Source organism: Natrinema halophilum (genome assembly GCF_013402815.2).
GTDB lineage: Archaea > Halobacteriota > Halobacteria > Halobacteriales > Natrialbaceae > Natrinema > Natrinema halophilum.
In genome coordinates this window covers 3,013,263-3,034,021 of record NZ_CP058601.1, presented here as the reverse complement: position 1 = coordinate 3,034,021, position 20,759 = coordinate 3,013,263, and the positions used below count along the sequence as shown (strand labels likewise).

At 56.3% G+C, this 20,759-nt stretch carries 15 protein-coding genes; 7 read left to right on the top strand and 8 right to left on the bottom strand.

Annotation, left to right across the window (positions count from 1 at the left end; genetic code table 11):
- Positions 1 to 150: 150 nt before the first annotated feature.
- The 5 genes from HYG82_RS35345 (at position 151) to HYG82_RS35325 (ending at position 6,587) form a co-directional block, all read left to right on the top strand.
- On the top strand, positions 151 to 633 hold the full coding sequence (locus tag HYG82_RS35345; RefSeq protein ID WP_179262006.1) for a GNAT family N-acetyltransferase: 483 nt from the start codon (positions 151 to 153) through the stop codon (positions 631 to 633).
- A 165-nt stretch (positions 634 to 798) separates the two neighbouring features.
- Complete coding sequence (gene nrfD / locus HYG82_RS35340; protein WP_179262004.1) at positions 799 to 2,121, top strand: NrfD/PsrC family molybdoenzyme membrane anchor subunit; 1,323 nt, start codon at positions 799 to 801, stop codon at positions 2,119 to 2,121.
- Between the two features lie 237 nt (positions 2,122 to 2,358).
- On the top strand, positions 2,359 to 4,758 hold the full coding sequence (locus tag HYG82_RS35335; protein WP_235217713.1) for a class I tRNA ligase family protein: 2,400 nt from the start codon (positions 2,359 to 2,361) through the stop codon (positions 4,756 to 4,758).
- A 502-nt stretch (positions 4,759 to 5,260) separates the two neighbouring features.
- Positions 5,261 to 5,848: a riboflavin synthase gene (locus HYG82_RS35330; protein ID WP_179262000.1), complete on the top strand. Its 588-nt coding sequence runs from the start codon at positions 5,261 to 5,263 to the stop codon at positions 5,846 to 5,848.
- Positions 5,849 to 6,377: 529 nt separating this feature from the next.
- A complete protein-coding gene (locus HYG82_RS35325; RefSeq protein WP_179261998.1) occupies positions 6,378 to 6,587 on the top strand; it encodes a hypothetical protein in 210 nt (69 codons plus the stop codon).
- A gap of 77 nt (positions 6,588 to 6,664) precedes the next feature.
- On the opposite strand, the gene HYG82_RS35320 is transcribed toward HYG82_RS35325, so the two are convergent.
- Positions 6,665 to 7,087: a 6,7-dimethyl-8-ribityllumazine synthase gene (locus tag HYG82_RS35320; protein ID WP_179261996.1), complete on the bottom strand. Its 423-nt coding sequence runs from the start codon at positions 7,085 to 7,087 to the stop codon at positions 6,665 to 6,667.
- 1 nt (position 7,088) lies between these two features.
- Entirely contained in the window at positions 7,089 to 7,577 is a 489-nt protein-coding gene (ribC, locus tag HYG82_RS35315; RefSeq protein WP_179261995.1) for a riboflavin synthase, read from the bottom strand.
- A gap of 1,441 nt (positions 7,578 to 9,018) precedes the next feature.
- Here ribC and HYG82_RS35310 point away from each other — a divergent pair.
- Positions 9,019 to 10,596 (top strand): hypothetical protein, encoded by a 1,578-nt coding sequence (locus HYG82_RS35310; RefSeq protein WP_179261992.1) that lies wholly within the window; start codon positions 9,019 to 9,021, stop codon positions 10,594 to 10,596.
- Positions 10,597 to 11,311: 715 nt separating this feature from the next.
- Here HYG82_RS35310 and HYG82_RS35305 read toward each other — a convergent pair.
- From HYG82_RS35305 to HYG82_RS35280, 6 genes are all read right to left on the bottom strand, one after another.
- On the bottom strand, positions 11,312 to 12,082 hold the full coding sequence (locus tag HYG82_RS35305; protein WP_179261990.1) for a GTP cyclohydrolase IIa: 771 nt from the start codon (positions 12,080 to 12,082) through the stop codon (positions 11,312 to 11,314).
- Positions 12,083 to 12,648: 566 nt separating this feature from the next.
- Positions 12,649 to 14,526 (bottom strand): ABC transporter ATP-binding protein, encoded by a 1,878-nt coding sequence (locus tag HYG82_RS35300; protein WP_179261989.1) that lies wholly within the window; start codon positions 14,524 to 14,526, stop codon positions 12,649 to 12,651.
- Positions 14,519 to 16,297, bottom strand: a complete 1,779-nt coding sequence (locus tag HYG82_RS35295) for an ABC transporter ATP-binding protein (protein WP_179261987.1) — start codon at positions 16,295 to 16,297, stop codon at positions 14,519 to 14,521. The genes HYG82_RS35300 and HYG82_RS35295 overlap by 8 nt, the downstream gene beginning before the upstream one ends.
- Before the next feature lie 579 nt (positions 16,298 to 16,876).
- Positions 16,877 to 17,089, bottom strand: a complete 213-nt coding sequence (locus HYG82_RS35290; protein ID WP_179261985.1) for a hypothetical protein — start codon at positions 17,087 to 17,089, stop codon at positions 16,877 to 16,879.
- 133 nt (positions 17,090 to 17,222) lie between these two features.
- Positions 17,223 to 19,280 (bottom strand): excinuclease ABC subunit UvrB, encoded by a 2,058-nt coding sequence (uvrB, locus tag HYG82_RS35285; RefSeq protein WP_179261983.1) that lies wholly within the window; start codon positions 19,278 to 19,280, stop codon positions 17,223 to 17,225.
- 201 nt (positions 19,281 to 19,481) lie between these two features.
- Positions 19,482 to 20,243 (bottom strand): DUF4397 domain-containing protein, encoded by a 762-nt coding sequence (locus tag HYG82_RS35280; RefSeq protein ID WP_235217712.1) that lies wholly within the window; start codon positions 20,241 to 20,243, stop codon positions 19,482 to 19,484.
- Positions 20,244 to 20,489: 246 nt separating this feature from the next.
- Here HYG82_RS35280 and HYG82_RS35275 point away from each other — a divergent pair, with 246 nt between their 5' ends.
- Complete coding sequence (locus HYG82_RS35275) at positions 20,490 to 20,759, top strand: DUF7553 family protein (RefSeq protein ID WP_179261981.1); 270 nt, start codon at positions 20,490 to 20,492, stop codon at positions 20,757 to 20,759.

Below are 20,759 nucleotides of genomic sequence, written 5' to 3'. Positions count from 1 at the left end.
CGCACCCGGTGGATCGCTCGTGGCCGTTCCACATCCCGTCGCAACTCGCGACGGCACCGAACGCGATTTAGATGGCGTCGCATCCACCGGAATAAAGGACCTAACTGAGACGGTGCAATCACTTTGTCAGTCGCTGTCGTACGCCGCGATATGGAGATCAGACCAGCCACCCGCGACGACCGCGAGCAGATCCGAGCCGTCGCGCGCGACACGTGGCACGACACCTACGACGAACTCGATCCGGACACGATCGATCAGACGATCGACGAGTGGTACGGCGACGAAGCGCTCGAGGCGGCGCTGTCGAAGCCCGGCACCGCGTTTCTCGTTGCGGAGAAAAACGAGGAGGTCGTCGGTTTCACCCACGGCGTCGTCACCGAAGACGAAGGCGACGTCCTGCGACTGTCCGTCCATCCGGACCACCAGGGCGAAGGAACCGGCACGGCGCTGTACGAACGGTTGCGCGAGGACCTGCGGGACTTCAACATGAAACGAATGTGTGCGATCGATCTCGCATCGAACGACGGCGGGCGGGAGTTTTACGAAAGCCACGGCTTCGAGCCGACCGACGAGGACGACGTCGAGATCGGCGGGCAGCAGCGACGGGAAGTCGTCTACACGCTCGAGTTGTGATCCCGCGCCCGGACCTCGTCGGATAGCGGGGTGACGGCGCTGACCAATATGGTTGGAACTCGTCGAAACCACCCGTGGGGCGCTCACTTCGAAAGCGATCCGGAACACCTTGCAAGTGCATAGCAGGGACGCAAGTGGTCCGACGATGTGGTCCACCGTATTACAATGGGGACGAAAACGCCGAGCGAGGCCGACATTCTGCGGCCGATCGGGACAATCTCGACGACGTACCTCGTGCTGGTCGCCATCGCCGGGCTGGCACTTCTCGCCTTCCTCGTCGGATGGGCCTATCAGCTACAACAGGGGCTGGTCGTCACTGCCCTCGGTGACTGGGGCAGCGGTGGTGGCGTCACGTGGGGGATCTACATCGGCGCGTTCATCTGGTGGGTCGGGATCGCCCACGGAGGGATCATCCTTTCGGCCGCGGTCAGGCTCCTCGGAATGGACCGGTATATGCCCGTGGCGCGACTCGCCGAGTTGCTCACCATCAGCGGACTTTCCGCAGCGGGATTCTACATCATCGTTCACCTCGGCCGACCCGACCGGATGGTCACGAGCGTCATCGGCCACTACCACATTACGATCCACGCCTCGCCGCTGGTGTGGGACGTGACCGTCATCACGGCCTACTTCGTGTTGACGGCGACCTACCTCGGACTGACCCTGCGCTACGACGTGAGCCGACTGCGCGATCAGTTACCGGATCGCCTCGATCCGATCTACCGTGTTATGACGATCGGCTACACCGAGAAAGAAGACGCAGTCGTCGAACGAATGGTCTGGTGGCTCGCGCTCGCGATCATCATCATGGCCCCACTCTTGCTCCACGGCGGCGTCATCCCGTGGCTGTTCGCCGTGTTGCCGAACTATCCGACCTGGTTCGGCGGCGTACAGGGCCCGCAGTTCCTCACCATCGCCCTCACGTCGGCCATCAGCGGCGTGATCATCCTCGCGTTTTCGTTCCGGCACGCCTACGACTGGGATCACATCTTCACCGACGACATCTTCCGGGGCTTGCTCCTCTGGCTCGGCTTCTTCTGTCTACTCTTCCTGTGGCTCCAGCTCCAGCAGAACATCACCGGGCTGTTCCAGGCCCCCATAGACCTGACCATCGCGGCGCTGGCCCGTGCGACCAATCCCATCTACCTCACGTCGATGTCGCTGGTCTTCGTGACGCTTTCGTACATCTTCGCTCAGGCGATCCGGCCGTCACTGTTCACCAAACGTCGCGCCGTCATCTCCGGCCTGGCCGTGCTCACCGCGACGATCCTCGAGAAGGTCCTGTTCGTCGTCGAAGGGTTTCTCCACCCGACGTTCGACATCTACGGGGCGGTGCCGGGCGTCTACGTCCCGAGTCTGATCGAAATCGCCTCGATCACCGGGACGGTCGGCATGGTCTGTCTGTTCTTTCTCACCGTCGCCAAAATCTTCCCGGTGGTCGAACTCCACGCGATCGAACACCTGCGCGAGGAACACGAACACGACTAATATTTCCCACGGCTCACGCCGGAGGGCCCCCATTGGGGGGTCGAATCCCCGAGTAGCAGGAGGTTCGCAGGTTCGTCGTCGCATGGGACGACGAGAATCTTCGATTCTCGAACCACGTGACCCCGAGCGGTCCACGCCACATGGTCGTCTACCCGAGTATATTCCAAAAATACTATTGCAATAATATTATTTGATACTGATGTGCAAGATAGTATCCGTCCTCTCGAGAAGGAGATCATGGAATTTTGGAATGAAATTAATGCATACGATCGCGCGCAACGAGACACAGAGGATGAACTTTTCTTCCTCGATGGTCCTCCAAATCCGAGTGGTGACACGCACCTCGGGACGGTCTGGAATAAGATATTGAAGGACACGATCATTCGTGTTGGAAGAATGTCGGAATATGCTGTCGTCGATCGCCCTGGTTTCGATACCCAACTGTTCATCACCGAACAGCGGATCGCTTCTGAGAGAGGTATTGAATCCCTCGCAGCGCTTTCAGACTTCGGCGTCGAGACATTCGAACAACAGTGTCACCAACTGGAAAGCGATTTTATAGAAACGCTCAAAGACGATTTTCAGGACTGCGGAATCTGGATGGATTGGGACAATTCGTATCGGACAGACTCACCGGCGTACGCCGATTCAGCGTGGTGGACGTTCAGTAGGATCGCTGATAACGGATATCTAGCAAAGGGCGACCAAGTCGTTAACTGGTGCCCGGAGTGTCGTGCCCCACGGTACAAACGATCAGAAGTCGACACTGCAGAGCTTCGTTATCGAGATCCACCAGAGCAACAACAGCACACGCTATTCGTCGCGTATCCGATCGTCGGGAAAACAGCCGCTCTGGTGACACGTGTTTCCGAGCGCTGGGAAGTTCTTGCAAATTCGTTTTTGGCAGTGGAACACAATGACGAATACGTCAAATTGTCGTTTCCAGACTTCTCTCGACCCGACCTGTACGTCGCCGCCGACTCGTATCAAACGGTTGTCCCCGAAACTGAGGGGGTCGAGTTCGAAGTCGTAGATCGAGTCAGCGGGTCGTTCTTCGCATCTCACTCGTACGAACACCCACTTACAGAGAATGGAGGTTGTGACCACGGCGGTCAGATACTCACTGTTGATTCACTCTCCGAACGGACCGGTATACGCCACGGTACGCCTGCGACGAGTGAAAGAGACAGACGGCTCGCGACCACCCACGACCTGCTAGTCCTGGAACCAATCGACGAGGCTGGCCGAATTCGTAATACTGGAACTCCGTTCGATGGTGACGGACTCCGTACGCGAGAGGAGGTTCGGAGTATCGGTGACGAAATTCAGCAGTCGCTTGCTGAGGATGGCTATGTTATCAGGCGTGGGGCCAGCCACGATCGAACAGACCAGTGCTGGCTCTGTGGTGGGGAAGTGCTTCCACGGATCGATACTGCGTGGTATATCAAGCTCGACGGATTGAAGGATCAGATAGACAGAGCGATTGAGTCGACGGAGTGGTATCCCAATACGACCGAAGCCGAGATGAAGTCGCCTTCCTCATGGCACCCTGATTGGTCGCGTGATCCGAGATTTGTTCACGAACCTGCTGTGAACCACGATTGGCTCATCGAACAGGAATCCACCTGGGGGCTCCCGATGCCGATTTGGGCCGCCGAGACTGATCCCAACGACTACATCGTGATCGAATCGCGTGCTGAGCTATCCCGACGTGCGGATCAGGAAATTGAACCGGACGACCTCATTCCACGCAAGTCGGTCCTCGATAATATCACGATTACTGAAGGCGGGACAACGTATCAACGGGTTTCGGGAATTTTTGCGGACCGATACAGTGCTGGTCTGGCAGCCGTTGCTGTCGCCGGTGCACCGGACGATATGACCATGTTCGATCAGCGATTTCCCGCAGATATTATCGTTGAAGCTCGGGACCAGCCGTCTATATGGTTCTTTATGCAACTTGCAATTGGCGTCACAGGCTTTGACGAGATGCCGTTCGACCGCGCATTGATGCACGGGTTTCTCACAGATGAGAACGGAGAGAAAATGTCAAAATCGGTCGGCAACATCGTCACACCCGGAGAAGTAGTCGACAGATACGGTGCAGACCCCGTTCGGCTGTACCTTCTCAAAAATACACGGTGGAACCGAGATATCCCAGTGGAATGGGACGAGATCGAGACGCTCACCTCACTACTGGCCGATATGATCGACGCTGTCGATACTGCTTTGGCACTCGTCGATTCCGTTCCGTCTGTTACCGGACACGATACAGCGCTCGCACGTGCATACACCAATGCCCTCAGTGCGATCGAACGAGAGAGTGACCGAATTACCGAGAGCCTTCGGTCGTTTGACTTTGCCGCCGCTGTCGACCGTCTGTTACCTCTGATTTACTCTCTCACGACACGGAGCTATCTTCCCACTGTAATCCAATACGGGGAGGACAACGAACAACTACCGACCGAAGTCCAAACCGAACTCGAGCATATCCTCGAACTCCTTGCCCGACTGCTTGCACCGTACTCACCACATATTGCCGAACGGATCTATCAGTCGGTGTGCGACGGAGAAAAAACCGTTCACGAGCTGTCGTTTCCGTTCGGCCATCAGCCAGCCGCGGTCTGGCAGGAATAAAAACAGCTCAGCATCGGATGCCGTTTTTTGCTGGCGGTGTTCAGTCCGTTTCGAGGTGGTCCCTCCGACCGACGACGGGACGGACCGATGGTCCCTCCGACCATTTGAACGGGCGCTTCGCGCCCGTGAGCAGATCGCGTGACGGTAAACGCAAACGACGTGTCTGCGCTGGCCGCAGATAGCGGCCAGAACGGACGTCTACGCGAAAGCCCCCGTAACGAAGTCGTTCGAGCAACGTTAGCGCGTTTTTCGTGGTGATGAGAGGCTTTGCCATCTCGAACCACAAACGCCGATAGTACGGACAATTGATTCGATCAGACGGACCTCGAGTCCACCTGGCGTTCGAATGGATGACATCGGTCAATCTCCCAACCGTAACCGATGATCGATCCCCTCTTTCAAACCGAATGGACCCAGACCACCGTCGGTTTCACTCCAGTTACTACGCTGCCCGCGTACGATAATCGAAATGTTTTATACCCGATTAGCAGTAATTAAATTCATGTATACTGGTATTGCTGAAACTAGTGGCGAAGTGACGGCAGTCGAATCGGCTGGCGAAGGACGCCGAATTCAAATTCGCGCCGATATATTCGACGATATTGAGGCTGGCGACAGTATTTGCGTGAGTGGCGTTTGTCTGACTGCAGAAACCGTTACCGATGGGGCTATTTCCTGTTTTGCAGCAGCGGAGACGCTTGAACGCTCGTGGTTCTCGGATCTCGAGTCGGGTGATCATGTCAACCTCGAACGGCCACTGCAACCGGACGATCGCATGGGCGGACATATCGTCGAAGGACATGTCGAGGCGAGTGGCGAAATTCTGGACATATCGGAACTTGAGGAGGGATGGGACTTCGTCATCTCGAAACCATCGGGACTCGACTCGTACATCGTCGAGAAAGGATATATCACAATCGAGGGGATGAGTCTGACCGTCACCGATGTCGACGCTGACCGGTTCTCCGTAACCATCATTCCGGAAACTCACAACCGTTCGAATCTCTCAGAGAAGGATGAGGGTGATAACGTCAATTTGGAGACCGATGTCGTTGCGAGGTACGTTGAGGGGATGGTACAGAAGTCGTGACTTCCTCTCTCCCCTTCAGGCGCAGGATTCACCGGAGTGTGATCACGGTTGCGCGTTTCCTCGGGCCGCACGTACGCTCTCGCGTGGTCTGTCGAAGGGAGCCACCGAATTGTGACTGACGGTGTGGCCACCGAATTGTGACTGACGGTGTGGCCACCGAATTGTGACTGACGGTGTGCTTTCCAGCGCGTGTGGCCTCGTCAAAGGGGTACCATCTGACGCGCAGTCGGCGTGGTCCGAGTGACCGACGGTCTCTCGTACAGAGCGGCATCTTCGAATCCGCGAGGTCGTCGGGGGCTTCGCGGCGACTCGTTTGAAGATCACGAAAGTTGTGAAACGTTTTCGAACGACTTCGTCGGAGCGATCCCGTTCATCGCTCTGAGGCGGTGTATTCAGTTCGCACGGTGCCACGGTTCGCGTCGCCCGAAATGGTATGCGGTGGACTGGGTTCGGATGTGGTATCCCGCAGGCCGTGGACGCGAAGCGACCATATCAGCGAAGCTGAAAGCTCCACCCCGAGGTGATCGCGGTGGCTCACGATTTGATCCACGACGAGGAATGGATACTCGAAGACCACCGCCGCTGGCGCATCGAGTACGACGTTCCTCGCGGATCACAACAACCACGTAGCGGACACACTGTTCTCCAGCAATTCAATCGTCAGACGTTCGATCGAAGCGCGCTGGTAGCGTTTCTCGCCCATCCGGGACTGTCTCTCTCGCTACTGCGGAGCCAGTAGCCTCACGGAAAATCGAATTCGTCATGGGAACAGACGGGAATTCACCCGGCCACTGGTCCCGATGAATCCGCCGGGTGTCAGTCGGAGGGCTGTGCCTGGGTCAGCGCCGCATCCGCATCTGTGACGGCGTCGACTGCGCCCTTCGCGTAATGCTCGAGTCGCTTTGAGACTTCTTTCCACGAAGCGTCCGGTCCGATGATACCGTAGCCGACCGGTTTGACGTGATTGCAGGACTGCTCGAGCAACTGCTTGGACACGTTGTTCGCAAGTAACTGGTCGTGGTCGGTGCTTCCTTTGACGACAGCGCCGAACACCGCGACGCCGTCTACATTGTCGCGTTCAAGCGCCGCTTCGACGACGACAGGGAGTTCGTGGACACCCGCAACGTCGATCGTGTCGACGACGGATACATTCTGCTCTTCGGCCCGTTGACGGGCGATAGAAAGCATTTCGTCGACGAACTCGCCGTTGACCGTCGCGTGGACGAATACGACGTTCATTTCACTGATCACCGTCGATTAACAGGCCTTCGTTCGAACTCCCCTGACGGACGCCTTTGCCCACCTTCGGACAGAGTTCGGTCTTGCCGCGAAGCAGGCTAATGGCATTTTCCGTGTGTGCCATGACTCGGTCTTCGACGATGTCGACGAGGCCCTCAGGACCTTTGGCCTCGTCGATAGCGACGTAAGCCTCGAGAATATGTGTGTTTGTCTCGAGTGCTACTTCCTGCAGTCCCTTCGACGCAGTATGGAGAAAGTCCTTGTTGTGAGAGTATGGACTCGCCATCCCGACTGCGACCACGATGTCACAGTCATGCTCAGTGATCAAACGTTTCGCTGCCACTGGCTGTTCGTTGTAGCCGGGCACCGTATACCGTTCGACGTCGGCATTACAGTTCTCGTTGATGGTGTTCATCGCAAACTGTCCCATGTCATACTCAGCCCACGTGGTATCCGTGACGCCGATAATCTTCGACTCCAAGTCTGGCATCACCAAATCCTACTATCGAATCATATTTAAATTATTCTAATTTGAATTAATTTTATTAAATTGTCTATGGATATACACCTGTGTGGGCCAATGCTTCGGGCGTAATCGTGAACGGTTCACATAAATTGCTGGCCATCCGATGGAGCTGATACCGTCCACCGTCTATCCCGTGACCGACATCGTGAGGGAGACATGCACCTCGCCTGGTTCATCGTCGGTGATGTACTTCTTGGATCTGTACGACGCTGCTGGTGGTTCGGTTCATATCGATCCCAGGCCATGCTCCGTGTCGCAGCCCAGCATTCAAGTCGCAATCGAATACGCAACCCATAAGCCATTCCTCTATACCAGTACGCGACAATATCGCGTTCGGAGCGTACAACCCGGGCAATGCAGCTATCGAACGGACTGGGAAAGAATCCGGATCACGAATTCATTCGAAGCAATAACTGCCGTTCGAACGACATTTCTTGTCACTCAGCAGCTTTTGGGCGCCCCCAATACTGATCTCATGGTGATACGTGAAAACGGTAAACCAGATTGTGGACGAGGGTGATCGTGAGTCGTTTCTTGAAACCGACGGAACACATGCGTCTCTCCGGTACGAGCAAATTAGTACAACGGAATCGAACGCTGGGGCCAATCACGGTTCTGCGTTCACCATCAGTGAACACATCGAATACCCCGCTGCCGACGGTCAACCATCATCGATACTATTCTGCTCTCGACCGGTTCCCCGGACTGCGCTTGAGTGACGGCCAGAATACTCGCTGCTCCGTGGTCCCCTGCACTCCCGACGGAGCTTCCGATTCTCGCGTCAATCAGCATTCGAAATGAGGGGGCAAACGCATATTTCGTAATCGAAAAGAATATATTTTCTCCAGATTTCAGTATGAATGAATCAACCCGATGGGCTGTTAACGGTGGGCGGCGTATGGCTTGCGGTTCCCTATAGCCCAACAGCGAACCGACAATTACCTGCTGACATAGCATAAGAATGGAGTTCACGCCTAGTCAGGTTACCGGTGACATAACGAGCATTGCTACAGAGGAACTCGAAGGCGCAACCGGCTACCGAATTACGTCGGAGGAACACGAACTGAGGTACGATCTATCGAGTACATCGGTTAGCGAAAATCATCACCTATCGATTGATTTTTTCCTTCACTCAGAATACCGCCCCAAGTTCAATCTCTCGGTTGAAGGAACCGCCGAGACACGGTTTCGGGTGACGTTCGGGCTGTTACAGCAGTGTCAGTCGAGAATTCGGATTCCGTTGCGTTCCGTCCTCGAAGGGGCGATAGAGGTGACACGGGACGGCGGGTGGCTGGAACCACGGTCACAGGACGGCCACATTCAACCGGACGAGATAACCGAGATCGTCATTTGGGCCGCTCCCGTACCGTGCCGGCGGACGGCCGATGGGGTGACGCCTCGGGTGGTGGAATGGTCACAGACACCGCTTCGGATCACGGAATCCACGCCTGAGAATCTCTCCGAACCGACGTTACCCTCTGGGCCCCTCGTTGACGCGTTCGGTCAAAGCACGGTTCATGAATGGGAGCAACGGTCTGAGAGCCGGGACGAGATCACGGAGCGGTTGCGAAGGCAGTACGAAACGGCTGCCGACGCGTCCTGGCCGGAGCGCTTCTCCAGGTGGGGTGGCGACCGGACCTGCCAGTTCGAATCGACCGGATTCTTCCGGACGACCCACGACGGTGACCGCTGGTGGTTCGTTGATCCGGACGGCCACCCGTTCGTGTCCGTCGGCATGAACTGCGTCCGGCCGCGTGTCCAGAGTTGCTATGACAACCTTCGCAACGCGCTGACCCGGATACCGGATCCAGAAACGGTAGGATGGGAGATTCACGATCAAGATGAGAAACGGATCAACCATCTCGCAGATAACTTCTGGCACGCATTCGGTGACGATTGGCATAAAAATTGGCAGGATATTACCGAAGCCTTTCTTCGGGAAACCGGTTTCAATACCATCGGAAACTGGTCGAACCAAGAGCTCATTCAGGAGTGTGATATTCCGTACGTACGAACGCTGGACCCCTCCTACGAGCGTGTTCCGACGATCTATCGCGGCTTTCCAGACGTGTACCACGACGAGTTCAGTGCGGAAGCTGCGTCGATCGCTGAGCCGCTGGTCGAAACGAGAGACGATCCCGCACTACTCGGGTATTTTCTCGAAAACGAACCCGTCTGGATCTTCGGCGACAAGTGCCCCGCTGCCGGGATGTTGTACAACACAGAGCAGTGTGCATCGAGGGCCGTTCTCGTGACGGAACTCCGGAAGAAGTACGGGGACTCCAGGTCGCTCTCGGACGCTTGGAACGTCGACGTGACGTTTTCGGAGGTCGAAACCGGCCGCTGGAAACGACCGCTGACCGACACCGCGAGAGAAGACCTGAAAGAATTTAGCACCAAGATGGTAGACCGACTCTACGGTGTACTCAGCGAGGAATGCCGAAAGAACGATCCGAACCACCTGAATCTCGGAGTCCGGTATATTCTGTTACCGCCAGAGTGGGCAGAACCGTCACTCAAACACTTCGATGTCATCACCAGCGTCTCGTATCTTGAACAACTCCCCGTCGAGCAATACCGCGCGATGAGCGAGCGCTACGAATTGCCGATATTGGTCGGCGAATGGCATTTCGGCGCACTCGATGTCGGACTGCCCGCATACGGAATCTGCCAAGCGTCGGGGCAGGCGGGACGCGCAAGCGCCTACCGAAAATACATCGAACACGCCACATCACAGCCATGGTGTGTCGGAACCCATTACTTCGAACTATACGATCAGTCTCCGATCGGCCGCTTCGACGGCGAAAACTATAATATCGGGTTTCTCGACGTCTGTAATAACCCCTACGAGGAACTTGTCACTGCCGCGCGAAAGAGCAACGGGGCCGTATACGAACTCGCGAACGGTGAGCGGGAACCGTATTCGGAGTCGAACACGTTACTTACGCATCTGTTCCCCCAGCTAAATCTCATGCCAGATTGATGTGGTGACAACGAATACAGACCCGCTACCGTCGAATCGTACAGTCAATCCGCCCCATGGACCGGGCCGATGAAATAATGAGTGAGTGATAAACGCGGCATCGTTTCGGCGGTCACACCGAACGGTCGCATCAGCAGCATTGACGTCGATCGCCGGGTCGAACGCTCTATCGACGGTTTACTATCACGCCTTGCCGGGTGATTTCGTCGTGGTGGCGCTACAGGAGGACTCGTTTCACGCCTTTCGAGACAGTGTACTGGTTCGCGATACGTTCGAGGTGCTCGTCTTCAGCATGCACCATGTGACAAGTAGATGCGGTTCATGATCGAGTAACGGAGCTCTTCGGAACCGTTCGGTTCGCCGGCGTGAACCGCGAGGGGATAGTTCGCCGAACGCATCTCCGCCCGTCGGTCGGCAAAGTCATCGACGTCTGCGCTACCCGCTCCGAAACCGTTGGTGATTTCGAGCAAACCTGAATCGTCGCTCTCAAGTCGATGGGCCCGATTTCGTGGCCGCCGACTGCCACCGAAGTCGTCGATTCCTCTCGGTCTCGAACACACGACACCCTCGACGACGTCAGGTCCGACGGTCGCACCGTGGCAATCGAATCTCCGATGTGAAGGTGAGCGTTGACGAGCATCGGCAAGATACTGTCTGAAGAGGCGATACTGCGCTCTTCGACGGAATGATCAGGCGATATGCGTCCTGACGGCGGTCACAGTACCTGAGTCTGTAACTCGAGGTGGACGGATTCCTGTCGCTCGCGACACGTCTCGAGTGCGTCCTTTGCGGACATTCCGGCGTCCTGGATGGTCTGACCATGGCCGATGCCGACCCTGTACTTGGGTCCTCCATCCTCCATTACGTGCTCGACCGCCGCCTCGAAATCCTCACGTTTGAGATATGGACAGATCGCGATGACGTTGTCACCGCCAGCGTAGAACGAGAGGGCACCGTACGACGACCTCATGTATTCAGAGAGTGATAAATAACTCGACATCACTTTCTGGAACGTCTCGTATTCGCTTATCTCGTCCGTGTATTCTCCGGTCACATCGACGATATCGAAGTGCGCGACGAGCGGGACGGCAGGCTCATCGGAGGTCGTCGTTCCGCCGAGCACTTCGACCCGGTTCGGGTCCTGAGCACTGCCCCGTTCTTGCAGTATCTGTGTAGACTGTTTTACCGCCTCACCTGGACGCGGAGCGGAAGAGACTCCTATGCTCACCGTCACGGGGAAATTATTCGCGATTGATTCCTGTAAGAGGGCATGGTCCTCCATATCGAGGTGATTGGTGATTCCAATGACGTTATCGTACCGCGTCTGGAAAACGTAACCGCCTTTGCTACCGACAAACCTCGCGATGTCGCGGAACAATCTTGACTGCAGTACCTGTAGGTCCATCTCGTAGCGGGGTTCGGGAGTAACCGTCCACGGACCATAATCGTCGATCTGGAACAGCGACACTTGTGTTTGTGTTTCCATCTATTATATTTAACTCAAAACTAAAGAAATAAATTTGTCGTTTTGCCAGTACTGAATACCTTGACTTCGCACGTCATGCTGGTGAAGCGTGGAGAACCAGCGTGAAACGACCACGTTCATTGTCTTCTCGGGTACTGTGCCAATTGAGAAGTTAGAGCGCTTCTCGCCGAGACTGAAGCAATACGTCACACCAAACGTCACAGGTCTTGTTGGTGGTAGCAATGAGAGCATTACAGTATCTCGAGCCACGTTCTTCCAGCCAAAAGCGAGCATGCCCTGAACAAGTTTCTCGGGGAGTAGGCCGAAAATAGCTCAAATAAAGGACGTCTGGAGCATCTTCAACGGACTAACGACAACGAAGCGGTGGGGTGAAGGTATCGTCATCATCCTCGATACCTTCACGCACAAAACCGGCGAGAAAACACCCACCGTCGAATACTACTACAGGGAGGCAGGCAGAGTTCCGCTTGGCTCGCCACCCAGGCGGTCTACGGTACCCGCAGATTGTACAATCGATCAATTCATCAAAGAGCGAGCCGCTACCTTCGATTTGCTTTTGTACGCCCCTACAGCTGACTATCGATAGACCGGCTATCTTCGGTAACTGATTGCACGTCACCGACTTGGATGTTCCAGAGATCGGTGTAGACCCCCTCCTGTGCCAATAGATCGGTGTGATCTCCCTTTTCACGAATCATTCCGTCTTTGAGAACGAAAATGCGGTCCGCAGTACGAACCGTAGAGATTCGATGTGCAATGATGAAGGTCGTCCGATTCGCTGTGAGTTCTTCGAGGTTGCGTTGGATGAACGACTCCGTTTCGTTGTCAACGTGGCTGGTTGCCTCATCCAATATCATGAGTGGGGGATCTTGAAGGATCGCTCGTGCGATGGCGATCCGCTGCTTTTGGCCACCGGATAGCTTCTCACCGTGTTCACCGACGTTCGTGTGGTAGCCGTCAGGAAGCCGACCGACGAAATCGTGAATTCCAGCCGTTTTTGCAGCGGCTTTGATTTCCTCGTCCGTCGCTTCTGGATAACTATATGTGATATTTTCCCTGATCGAACGATCGAACAGGTATGGATCTTGGCTAACGTATCCAACCGCGCTTCGTAGTGTTGCTGGTGCAATATCGTCGAGGTCGTGACCGTCGACTCGAATCCGACCGGAATCCGGCACATAGAACTTGAGAAGCAGTTTCGTGAGCGTCGATTTTCCTGCGCCTGTCGTCCCAACGATACCGATCGTCTCACCTGCATCGACGCTCATCGAGATGTCAGTCAGTGCTTGCTCACTACTCCCTGGATAGCGAAACTGAACGTTGTTCCATTCGACGCTCCCCTGTGTAATTGGTATCGATGGATCAAACTCCGCTTGCGTTGGCGTATACTCATCGCCTCTACTGATACCGAGGATCCGTTTCGCAGAAGCTTTCGCTTCTTTGTACTTTTCAAGAATCCATCCGAAGTCCTGCATTGGCTTCGTTAGCCGCTGCATGTAGATCAAAAACGGAATGAGTTGCCCGGCAGTAAGCGTGCCTTCGAAGAACATCGGTGGCTCCACAACGATCCAATAAAAACCAATCACGAGAATCAAAAGCAGCCATGCTCCCGACAAGAGCCGCATAAGTGGCCGCTGACGGGCGTATATTCTGCGATCGTCCCAACGAGCTTGCAAGTGATCGTCGGACGCTTGCTCGACCCGTTCAGTTTCGAACGCCTCCGCGTTGGACGATTTGATCTGGTAGATCCCACTTAGACTCGTTTTCAATTGGGCGTTCAGTGACCCTGCCTTTGCGCGGACGATATCCTGGCGTTTCTCGAGTTCCTGAGAGAACCAGTAGTTGATCCCTGCGAAGAGGGGGGATGCAACGAGAACGACGAACGCGAGTTGAACGTTCAACTCTAGCATGAAGATCATCGATGCGGATAACGAGGCAACAATCCAGATCGTATGCCGAATGCTGAACGTGAGGAACTCTTCTAGTTTATTTATATCATCATTGAGAACATTCATCACATCACCGCTCTCGTTCGTGTCGAAAAATTCGATACCGAGTCGTTGTGCGGTATCAAAGGTTTCGACGCGAAGGTCGTGGAGAACGCGCTGTGCAAACACGTTGAAACCAAATCGACCACACATCGTCGCAATTATGTCAGCAGCCTTGAATGCAATGAGGAAGATGACTGTTTGAAACAGCAGGCCCATCTGACTCTCTGGGAGAAGTGATTCTGAGAGCAGTGGTACGCTAAACGCCTGCTGGTTGAATATAGCGTCTATAGCGAGGCCGATCAAATAGATATCTGCATAACTGGCGAACGTTCCAACAGTTGTTCCCACGATTCCAAGTAGAAAGTAGGGGAGGTTCGGCCTCCCAACGGTTCGGATGATCCGCAATAGTGGCATCTGCGTCCCGGCTGCTTCGGCAAAATCGCGTCTACTCATTTGCCATCTGCGAGTATTCGCTACTCATGGTATCGGGAAAGTGTACTTCACCAGTCTGAATACGCCAGAGGTTCGCGTACAAGCCATCCATTTCGAGCAACTCTTCATGGATTCCACGCTCGACGATTTCGCCGTCGTCGAAGACCAGGATACGATCTGCATTTCGAAGTGTCGAGAGACGGTGAGCAATCGCGAAGATCGTCTGAGTATCGAACTGCCCTTGTAAATTCTGCTGAATGATCATCTCCGTCTCATTGTCTACGTGGCTCGTTGCTTCGTCGAGAACGAGTACTGACGGATCGTGATAGAACACGCGGGCCAACGCTATCCGTTGTCGCTGCCCACCGGAAAGTTGGCTTCCGCTCTCACCGACCGTGGTGTCGTACCCCTCGGGTAGCGCCTCGATGAACTCGTGTGCACCCGCTACCTTCGCTGCTTCTTGGATGGTGGACTCGTCTCTCCTTTGGGCAGGACTGCCATAGATGATGTTCTCCCTGACTGTTCCGGGAAACATGACTGGATCCTGACTAACATAGCCTAGCTCCTGTCTGAGACTGCCCAAATCGAGCTCAGAGATGTCTTGTCCGTCGATACGGATCTCTCCCCTGTCTGCCTGGTAGAACTGGAACAGCAGCTTCATCAGTGTCGATTTCCCTGCACCACTCGATCCGACAATACCGATGAACTGGCCCGGTTCGGCAGTGAGAGTGACATCATCAAGAGCTACCTCCTCGGCACCGTCGTAGCTGAAAGTTACATCGTCGTATTCGACAGACGGCTCCGAAAACTCCATGTCATTCTCGTTTCGGGATTTCTCGGAGAACTCCGGTGAATCGAACAGGGAGACGATTCGTTCGGCGGAGGCTGAGGCGTCTTGTAGGCGATCGATTACTCTCACAGCTAGGTTTCTCACAGGAGCGAGGAACGATTTCGAGTAGATGATGAACGTCAACAGTGTACCCGCGGTGAGCGTCGTCTGGAAGACGGCCGGTGGGCCGCTTATGATCCAGTATCCGCCTACCAAGAACAGCCCCCACACGCCAATCGAGTTGAAAAAATAGAGGATGCTATCGTAGACAAGCCTGATTCGTATCGCCGACCACTTGTTCTGCTTGTATTCCTCCGATGTATCCCGTAGCTGGGTCCGCTCGTAATCTTCCCGATTCGACGTTTTGACTGTCGTGATCCCGTCGATTACGTCATTGATACGTTCATTGATCGTACCAATGCTCGCACGGACATCCGTGTAGTGGGACTGGAGGACGGCAGCGTAGAAGCGGCTCACGAGAGCGAGGCCGATCGGAATAATTGCGACTAACAGCGCCAATTCCCAGTTCAAAACGACCATGAACGCGAACGCGAAGACGAGCTTTCCACCGAAGTCGATGGCCTGGTAGATCGCCTCCGAGCCCTTCTTCAAGTTGTTAATATCGTTGTTCATCACGCTCATGATATCACCTGTCGACGTCCTATCGAAGTACCCCATCTGGAAGTTGATGACGGATTCGTAGCTACTCGTTCGTATGTCGTGAATCATCTCCAGCGTCCCGCGTTCGTAGGCAAGTCGACCCATGTAGTCGAAGATACTTTCGAGTATGATGGCGCCGACAATCACGGAGACGGTAAACCACAGTTGTCCCCTCTGTGAAGTCGGAATCACGTGCTGGGGGATGAGCGGAATCGAGTACTGCTGACTATGTAAGAGGAGTGAATCCAGCGCAACACCGATAATAAGCGGCGGAACGCGCTGTGGCAGTCGAGCGACCGTCACCGCTACTAGCCCGCAACCGATCTTTACCGCGTGTGGACGGCCAAATCTTCGAATCAAGCATATGAGTGGTCGCTGTCCCCCCTTCCACGGCAACGCCTTATTCATCACAGGAATACTGCTTAGAACATTTATCGAGTTCAGCGACTGATTCGACGAATTTGTTCGTAGACCTGACGAAACCGTTCAGATCGTGGCAAAGTGGATGATACAATCGTTTAGCGCCCATAATTCCATAGAAAATTATATTAAATAAATAAGCTTCGGTGTGGGTCACTCAGACTCGTGTACTAGTATGATGAGTTCCGGCATCGGGTCTCCCTGTGTCGTCAATAGTGATACCGTCCGAGAGGCTCAAACGATGACCGATTCGCATGACGAAGCAGCTGTCGCTACGTTTCAAACCCCGCTGCCAAATGTGTTATATCTGATGTATCTAACTCCAAGATACGAAGCTGCAGTTCTATCCGGGACGATCCGACGGACCGGACTATTGGCGAATGTCGTCCCGGGAAGATCTACAGATGAAACCAAATAGGACGCACTTACTCGATTACTTGAGCGTGGATACTTCGATGAAGCTTACGGTACACTCCGCGTAACGGTATTGCAGAATGAAAGCCCGTAGCCACACTCTGTCACGCTTCCCCTGGTAACGCCCACCGTCTCGCCGGCCGGCTGATCGATCTCGTAGCTAATCTTGTTCCCGTATCTGACAGTTACGATGAGCGTGTACTGATCGGGGGCTTCCTCGAGGAGGCCGTGCTGGGGAACTCGAGGTGGTGGCGCTGGCACTGATCGTCAGTGAACGTATACGTCCGTTCCGTCGTCTGTTCTTGGAACGAGTCTTCGACGGTTGGATTGGAGAGCGCATCGACGGGCATCGATCTCGAGCGCTATCGAAGGATCTCAGGAACAGATTCCAACGTCAGAACTCCTCGGTCGGCGGCGCGATACCCTCGTCATCGTCGCCTTCCAGTTCGAACTCCTCGCGCACTTCCCGAATCCGGTCCCGAATGTCCGCTGCCAGTTCGAACTCGAGGTTGCTCGCTGCCTCTTGCATTCGGTCCTCGAGCTCGGCGATGTACCGCTCGGCTTCGTCCTCGTCTGCGAGCGAGCGGCCGGAGACCTCACTGGTGTCGGTCTTGCTGCCCGGGAGATTGGTCTCGCCGATCTCCTTCTCGATCGTCGTGGGTTCGTAGCCGTGTTCTTCGTTGTACTCCTGTTGAATCTCGCGGCGACGCTGGGTCTCCTCGATGGCAGACTCCATCGCGTTCGAGGGGTCGTCGGCGTAGAGGACGACCTCGCCGTTGACGTTTCGCGCGGCGCGACCCATCGTCTGAACCAGGGTCGTCTCCGAGCGGAGGAAACCCTCCTGATCGGCGTCGAGAATCGCCACCAGCGAGACCTCCGGGATGTCCAGACCCTCCCGCAGGAGGTTGATCCCTACGAGGACGTCGATTTCGCCCAAACGAAGCGAGCGGATGATTTCGTGGCGCTCCAGGGTGTCCGTCTCGTCGTGCATGTAGGCCACGTCGACCCCGGCCTCTTCGAGGTACTCGGTCAGGTCCTCGGCCATGCGCTTCGTGAGGGTGGTGACGAGAGTGCGTTCGTCGCGGTCGATCCGTTCGTCGATGCGGTCCATGAGGTCGTCGACCTGTCCGCTGGCGGGCGAGACCTCGACCTTCGGGTCGACGAGGTGTGTGGGACGGACGATCTGTTCGACGATCTGATCGCTCTCCTCGCGCTCGTAGTCGCCGGGGGTCGCGCTGACGTACAGGGTCTGGTCGGTCTTCTCCTCGAACTCCTCGAAGGTGAGCGGGCGGTTGTCGTAGGCGGTCGGCAGCCGGAAACCGTTCTCGACCAGCGAATCCTTGCGGGACTTGTCGCCGGCGTACTGTCCGCGAACCTGCGGCAGCGTTACGTGCGATTCGTCGACCACGGTGAGGAAGTCATCGGGGAAGTAGTCGAGCAGCGTGTACGGCGCGTCGCCAGAGTCTCGATCCGAAAGGTAGACGGAGTAGTTCTCGATCCCCGAGCAGTACCCCGTCTCCTGCATCATCTCGAGGTCGAACGTGGTTCGCTCCTCGATGCGCTGGGCGGCGATCAGGTCGCCCTGGCGCTCGAAGTACGAGATACGAGCGTCCAGATCGTCGCGGATCTCGTCCATCGCCTGCTCGAGTTTCGTCTCCGGGATCGAGTAGTGTTCAGCGGGGTGGATCAGGACGGCCTGTTGCTCGCCCTGCGTCGTCCCCTCGAGGGGGTCGACCTTGACCATGCGGTCGATTTCGTCGCCCCAGAGTTCGACGCGAACAGCGTACCGGCCGTACATCGGGTATATTTCTATCGTGTCGCCGCGCACGCGGAAGGTGCCCTGCGTGAAGTCGACGTCGTTGCGCTCGTAGTTCAGATCGACGAGCTGTGCGAGCAGGTCGTCGCGGCCGACGTCCTCCCCGACCTCGAGTCGCAGCGACATGTCGATATAGTTGCGGGGGTCGCCGAGACCGTAAATCGCCGACACTGACGCGACGACGATCACGTCCTCCCGCGTGAGCAGCGAGCGGGTCGCGGAGTGGCGAAGGCGGTCGATCTCGTCGTTGATCGAGGCGTCCTTGTCGATGTAGGTGTCGGTCTGCTCGACGTAGGCCTCGGGCTGGTAGTAGTCGTAGTAGGAGACGAAGTACTCGACGGCGTTGTCCGGGAACAGGTTCCGGAACTCCTCGTAGAGCTGGGCCGCCAGCGTCTTGTTGTGAGCGATCACCAGCGTCGGCTTTTCGATCTCCTCGAACACCCACGAGACGGTGTTGGTCTTTCCCGAGCCGGTCACGCCAAGCAAGGTCTGTTTGTCCATCCCCGACCGGAATCCGTCGGCCAACTGGTCGATCGCGTCGGGCTGATCGCCAGCGGGCTCGAACGGGGCGTCGACGTCGAAGGACAGATCGACGTCCGGCCGATCCGGCTGCAAGGGGCCTCGAGTCTCACTCATTGTCCGATACAGGTGATCGAGGCACTTTACCCACACGCATGCCGAGTCGACGTGCAACTGACGAATCCTGTGCGTCTCCCGGAGACCCGTCTCCCGACCGGAACGTCGCTCCACGAATCGGGAGCGTGAGATCGGTCAGAAAGCCGGCTGCTGAGTTCTCGACGGCTGTCCGCGACACTCGTCGAAAGGGGCGAATTGTACCTACGATTTCGTTTTCTCGCCCATCGGTCCGTCTTCTACCCGTTTCAGGGTGAATTCTCGGCCCTCCGTCCCCGCCGGCGGCTCGAGATAGCCGATCGCGTACGCGGTGTAGGCGGTCCCGATTTCGCGGGTAACGTCGGCCGAGAACACCGTCGTCTCCGGATCGCCGGCCGGACGGATCGAGACGGTGTACGTGCCCGCGGGAACGGCGATGTAATCGGACGATTCACCGAACGACAGGTTCTCGAAGAGCAGTTCGTCGTCGGCGTAGACGTCGACGGCGGGCGCATCTGGCGAGGCGTGTACCGCACGGACGAGAGCCGAACCGGCGTCGAGGAGGACGAGCGGCTCGAACGAACTCGCGCCGAGTTCGCCGATAGCTGCGACGGTGTAGAAAGCAGCCTCCACCGTAACGTCGCCCTCGAAGGCGACCGTGCTCGGATCACCGGCCGCCGTAACCGCGACCGTGTAGGTGCCGGGTTCGATCTCGAGGTACGGCGAAACGTCACCGTAGGCGACGTCCGAGAGAATCCGGTTCCCGTCGACGTATACGTCGACGTTCGGCGCATCCGGAGAAAAGTGCGCGACCCGAACGGCAGCACCAGGCGCGTCGGCTGGCTGTTCGTCGATCATCGAGTTCTCGTCGCGTTTCGGCCGTTCGTCATCCGGGTGTTCGCCAGCAGCGAGCGCGATGCCGCTCACCGCAGTCACTCCACCGGCAGCACCCATGGCCTTCATCGCAGTGCGTCGTGTTACTTGCATGACACGGTCGTGAAGGCGGTGTGCGATTCAAAAAAGGGGCCAGTCAGTATCAGGTGTCGGTCTGGTATTTCTACTCGGGTGGCAAAGCGTACAGTGTCCCTGCGTCCCGAAAACGAGAGCTACTGGACGAGGAGTCTGCGGTAAGCGGTCCGTAGCATCGCATACGGCCCGGTTTCCGGATCGGCGGTGTCCGAGCGTTGCTGATACCCGGCCAACAGTTATCCGCCGAGTGGTCGTTGCTCCGATATGACACAGGACCTCCAGCAGGCCCGAAACGAACTCGAGGAGGCGGCGAAATCGGCCGACGACGATGACGTCCGTGGGGACATCCGCGAAACGACGGACGCGCTCGCGGACTACGTGATGGGCGATCAGCAACCCGATCACGCCATTCTCGACACCCACCTCAACACCCTCCGACAGGCCCGCGAACGGGCGGATGGGACGACGGAAACCAAGCTCGAGGCGGCGATCGAAGTGGTCGAAGACTACCGCGAAACGATCGATCAGGCCTGA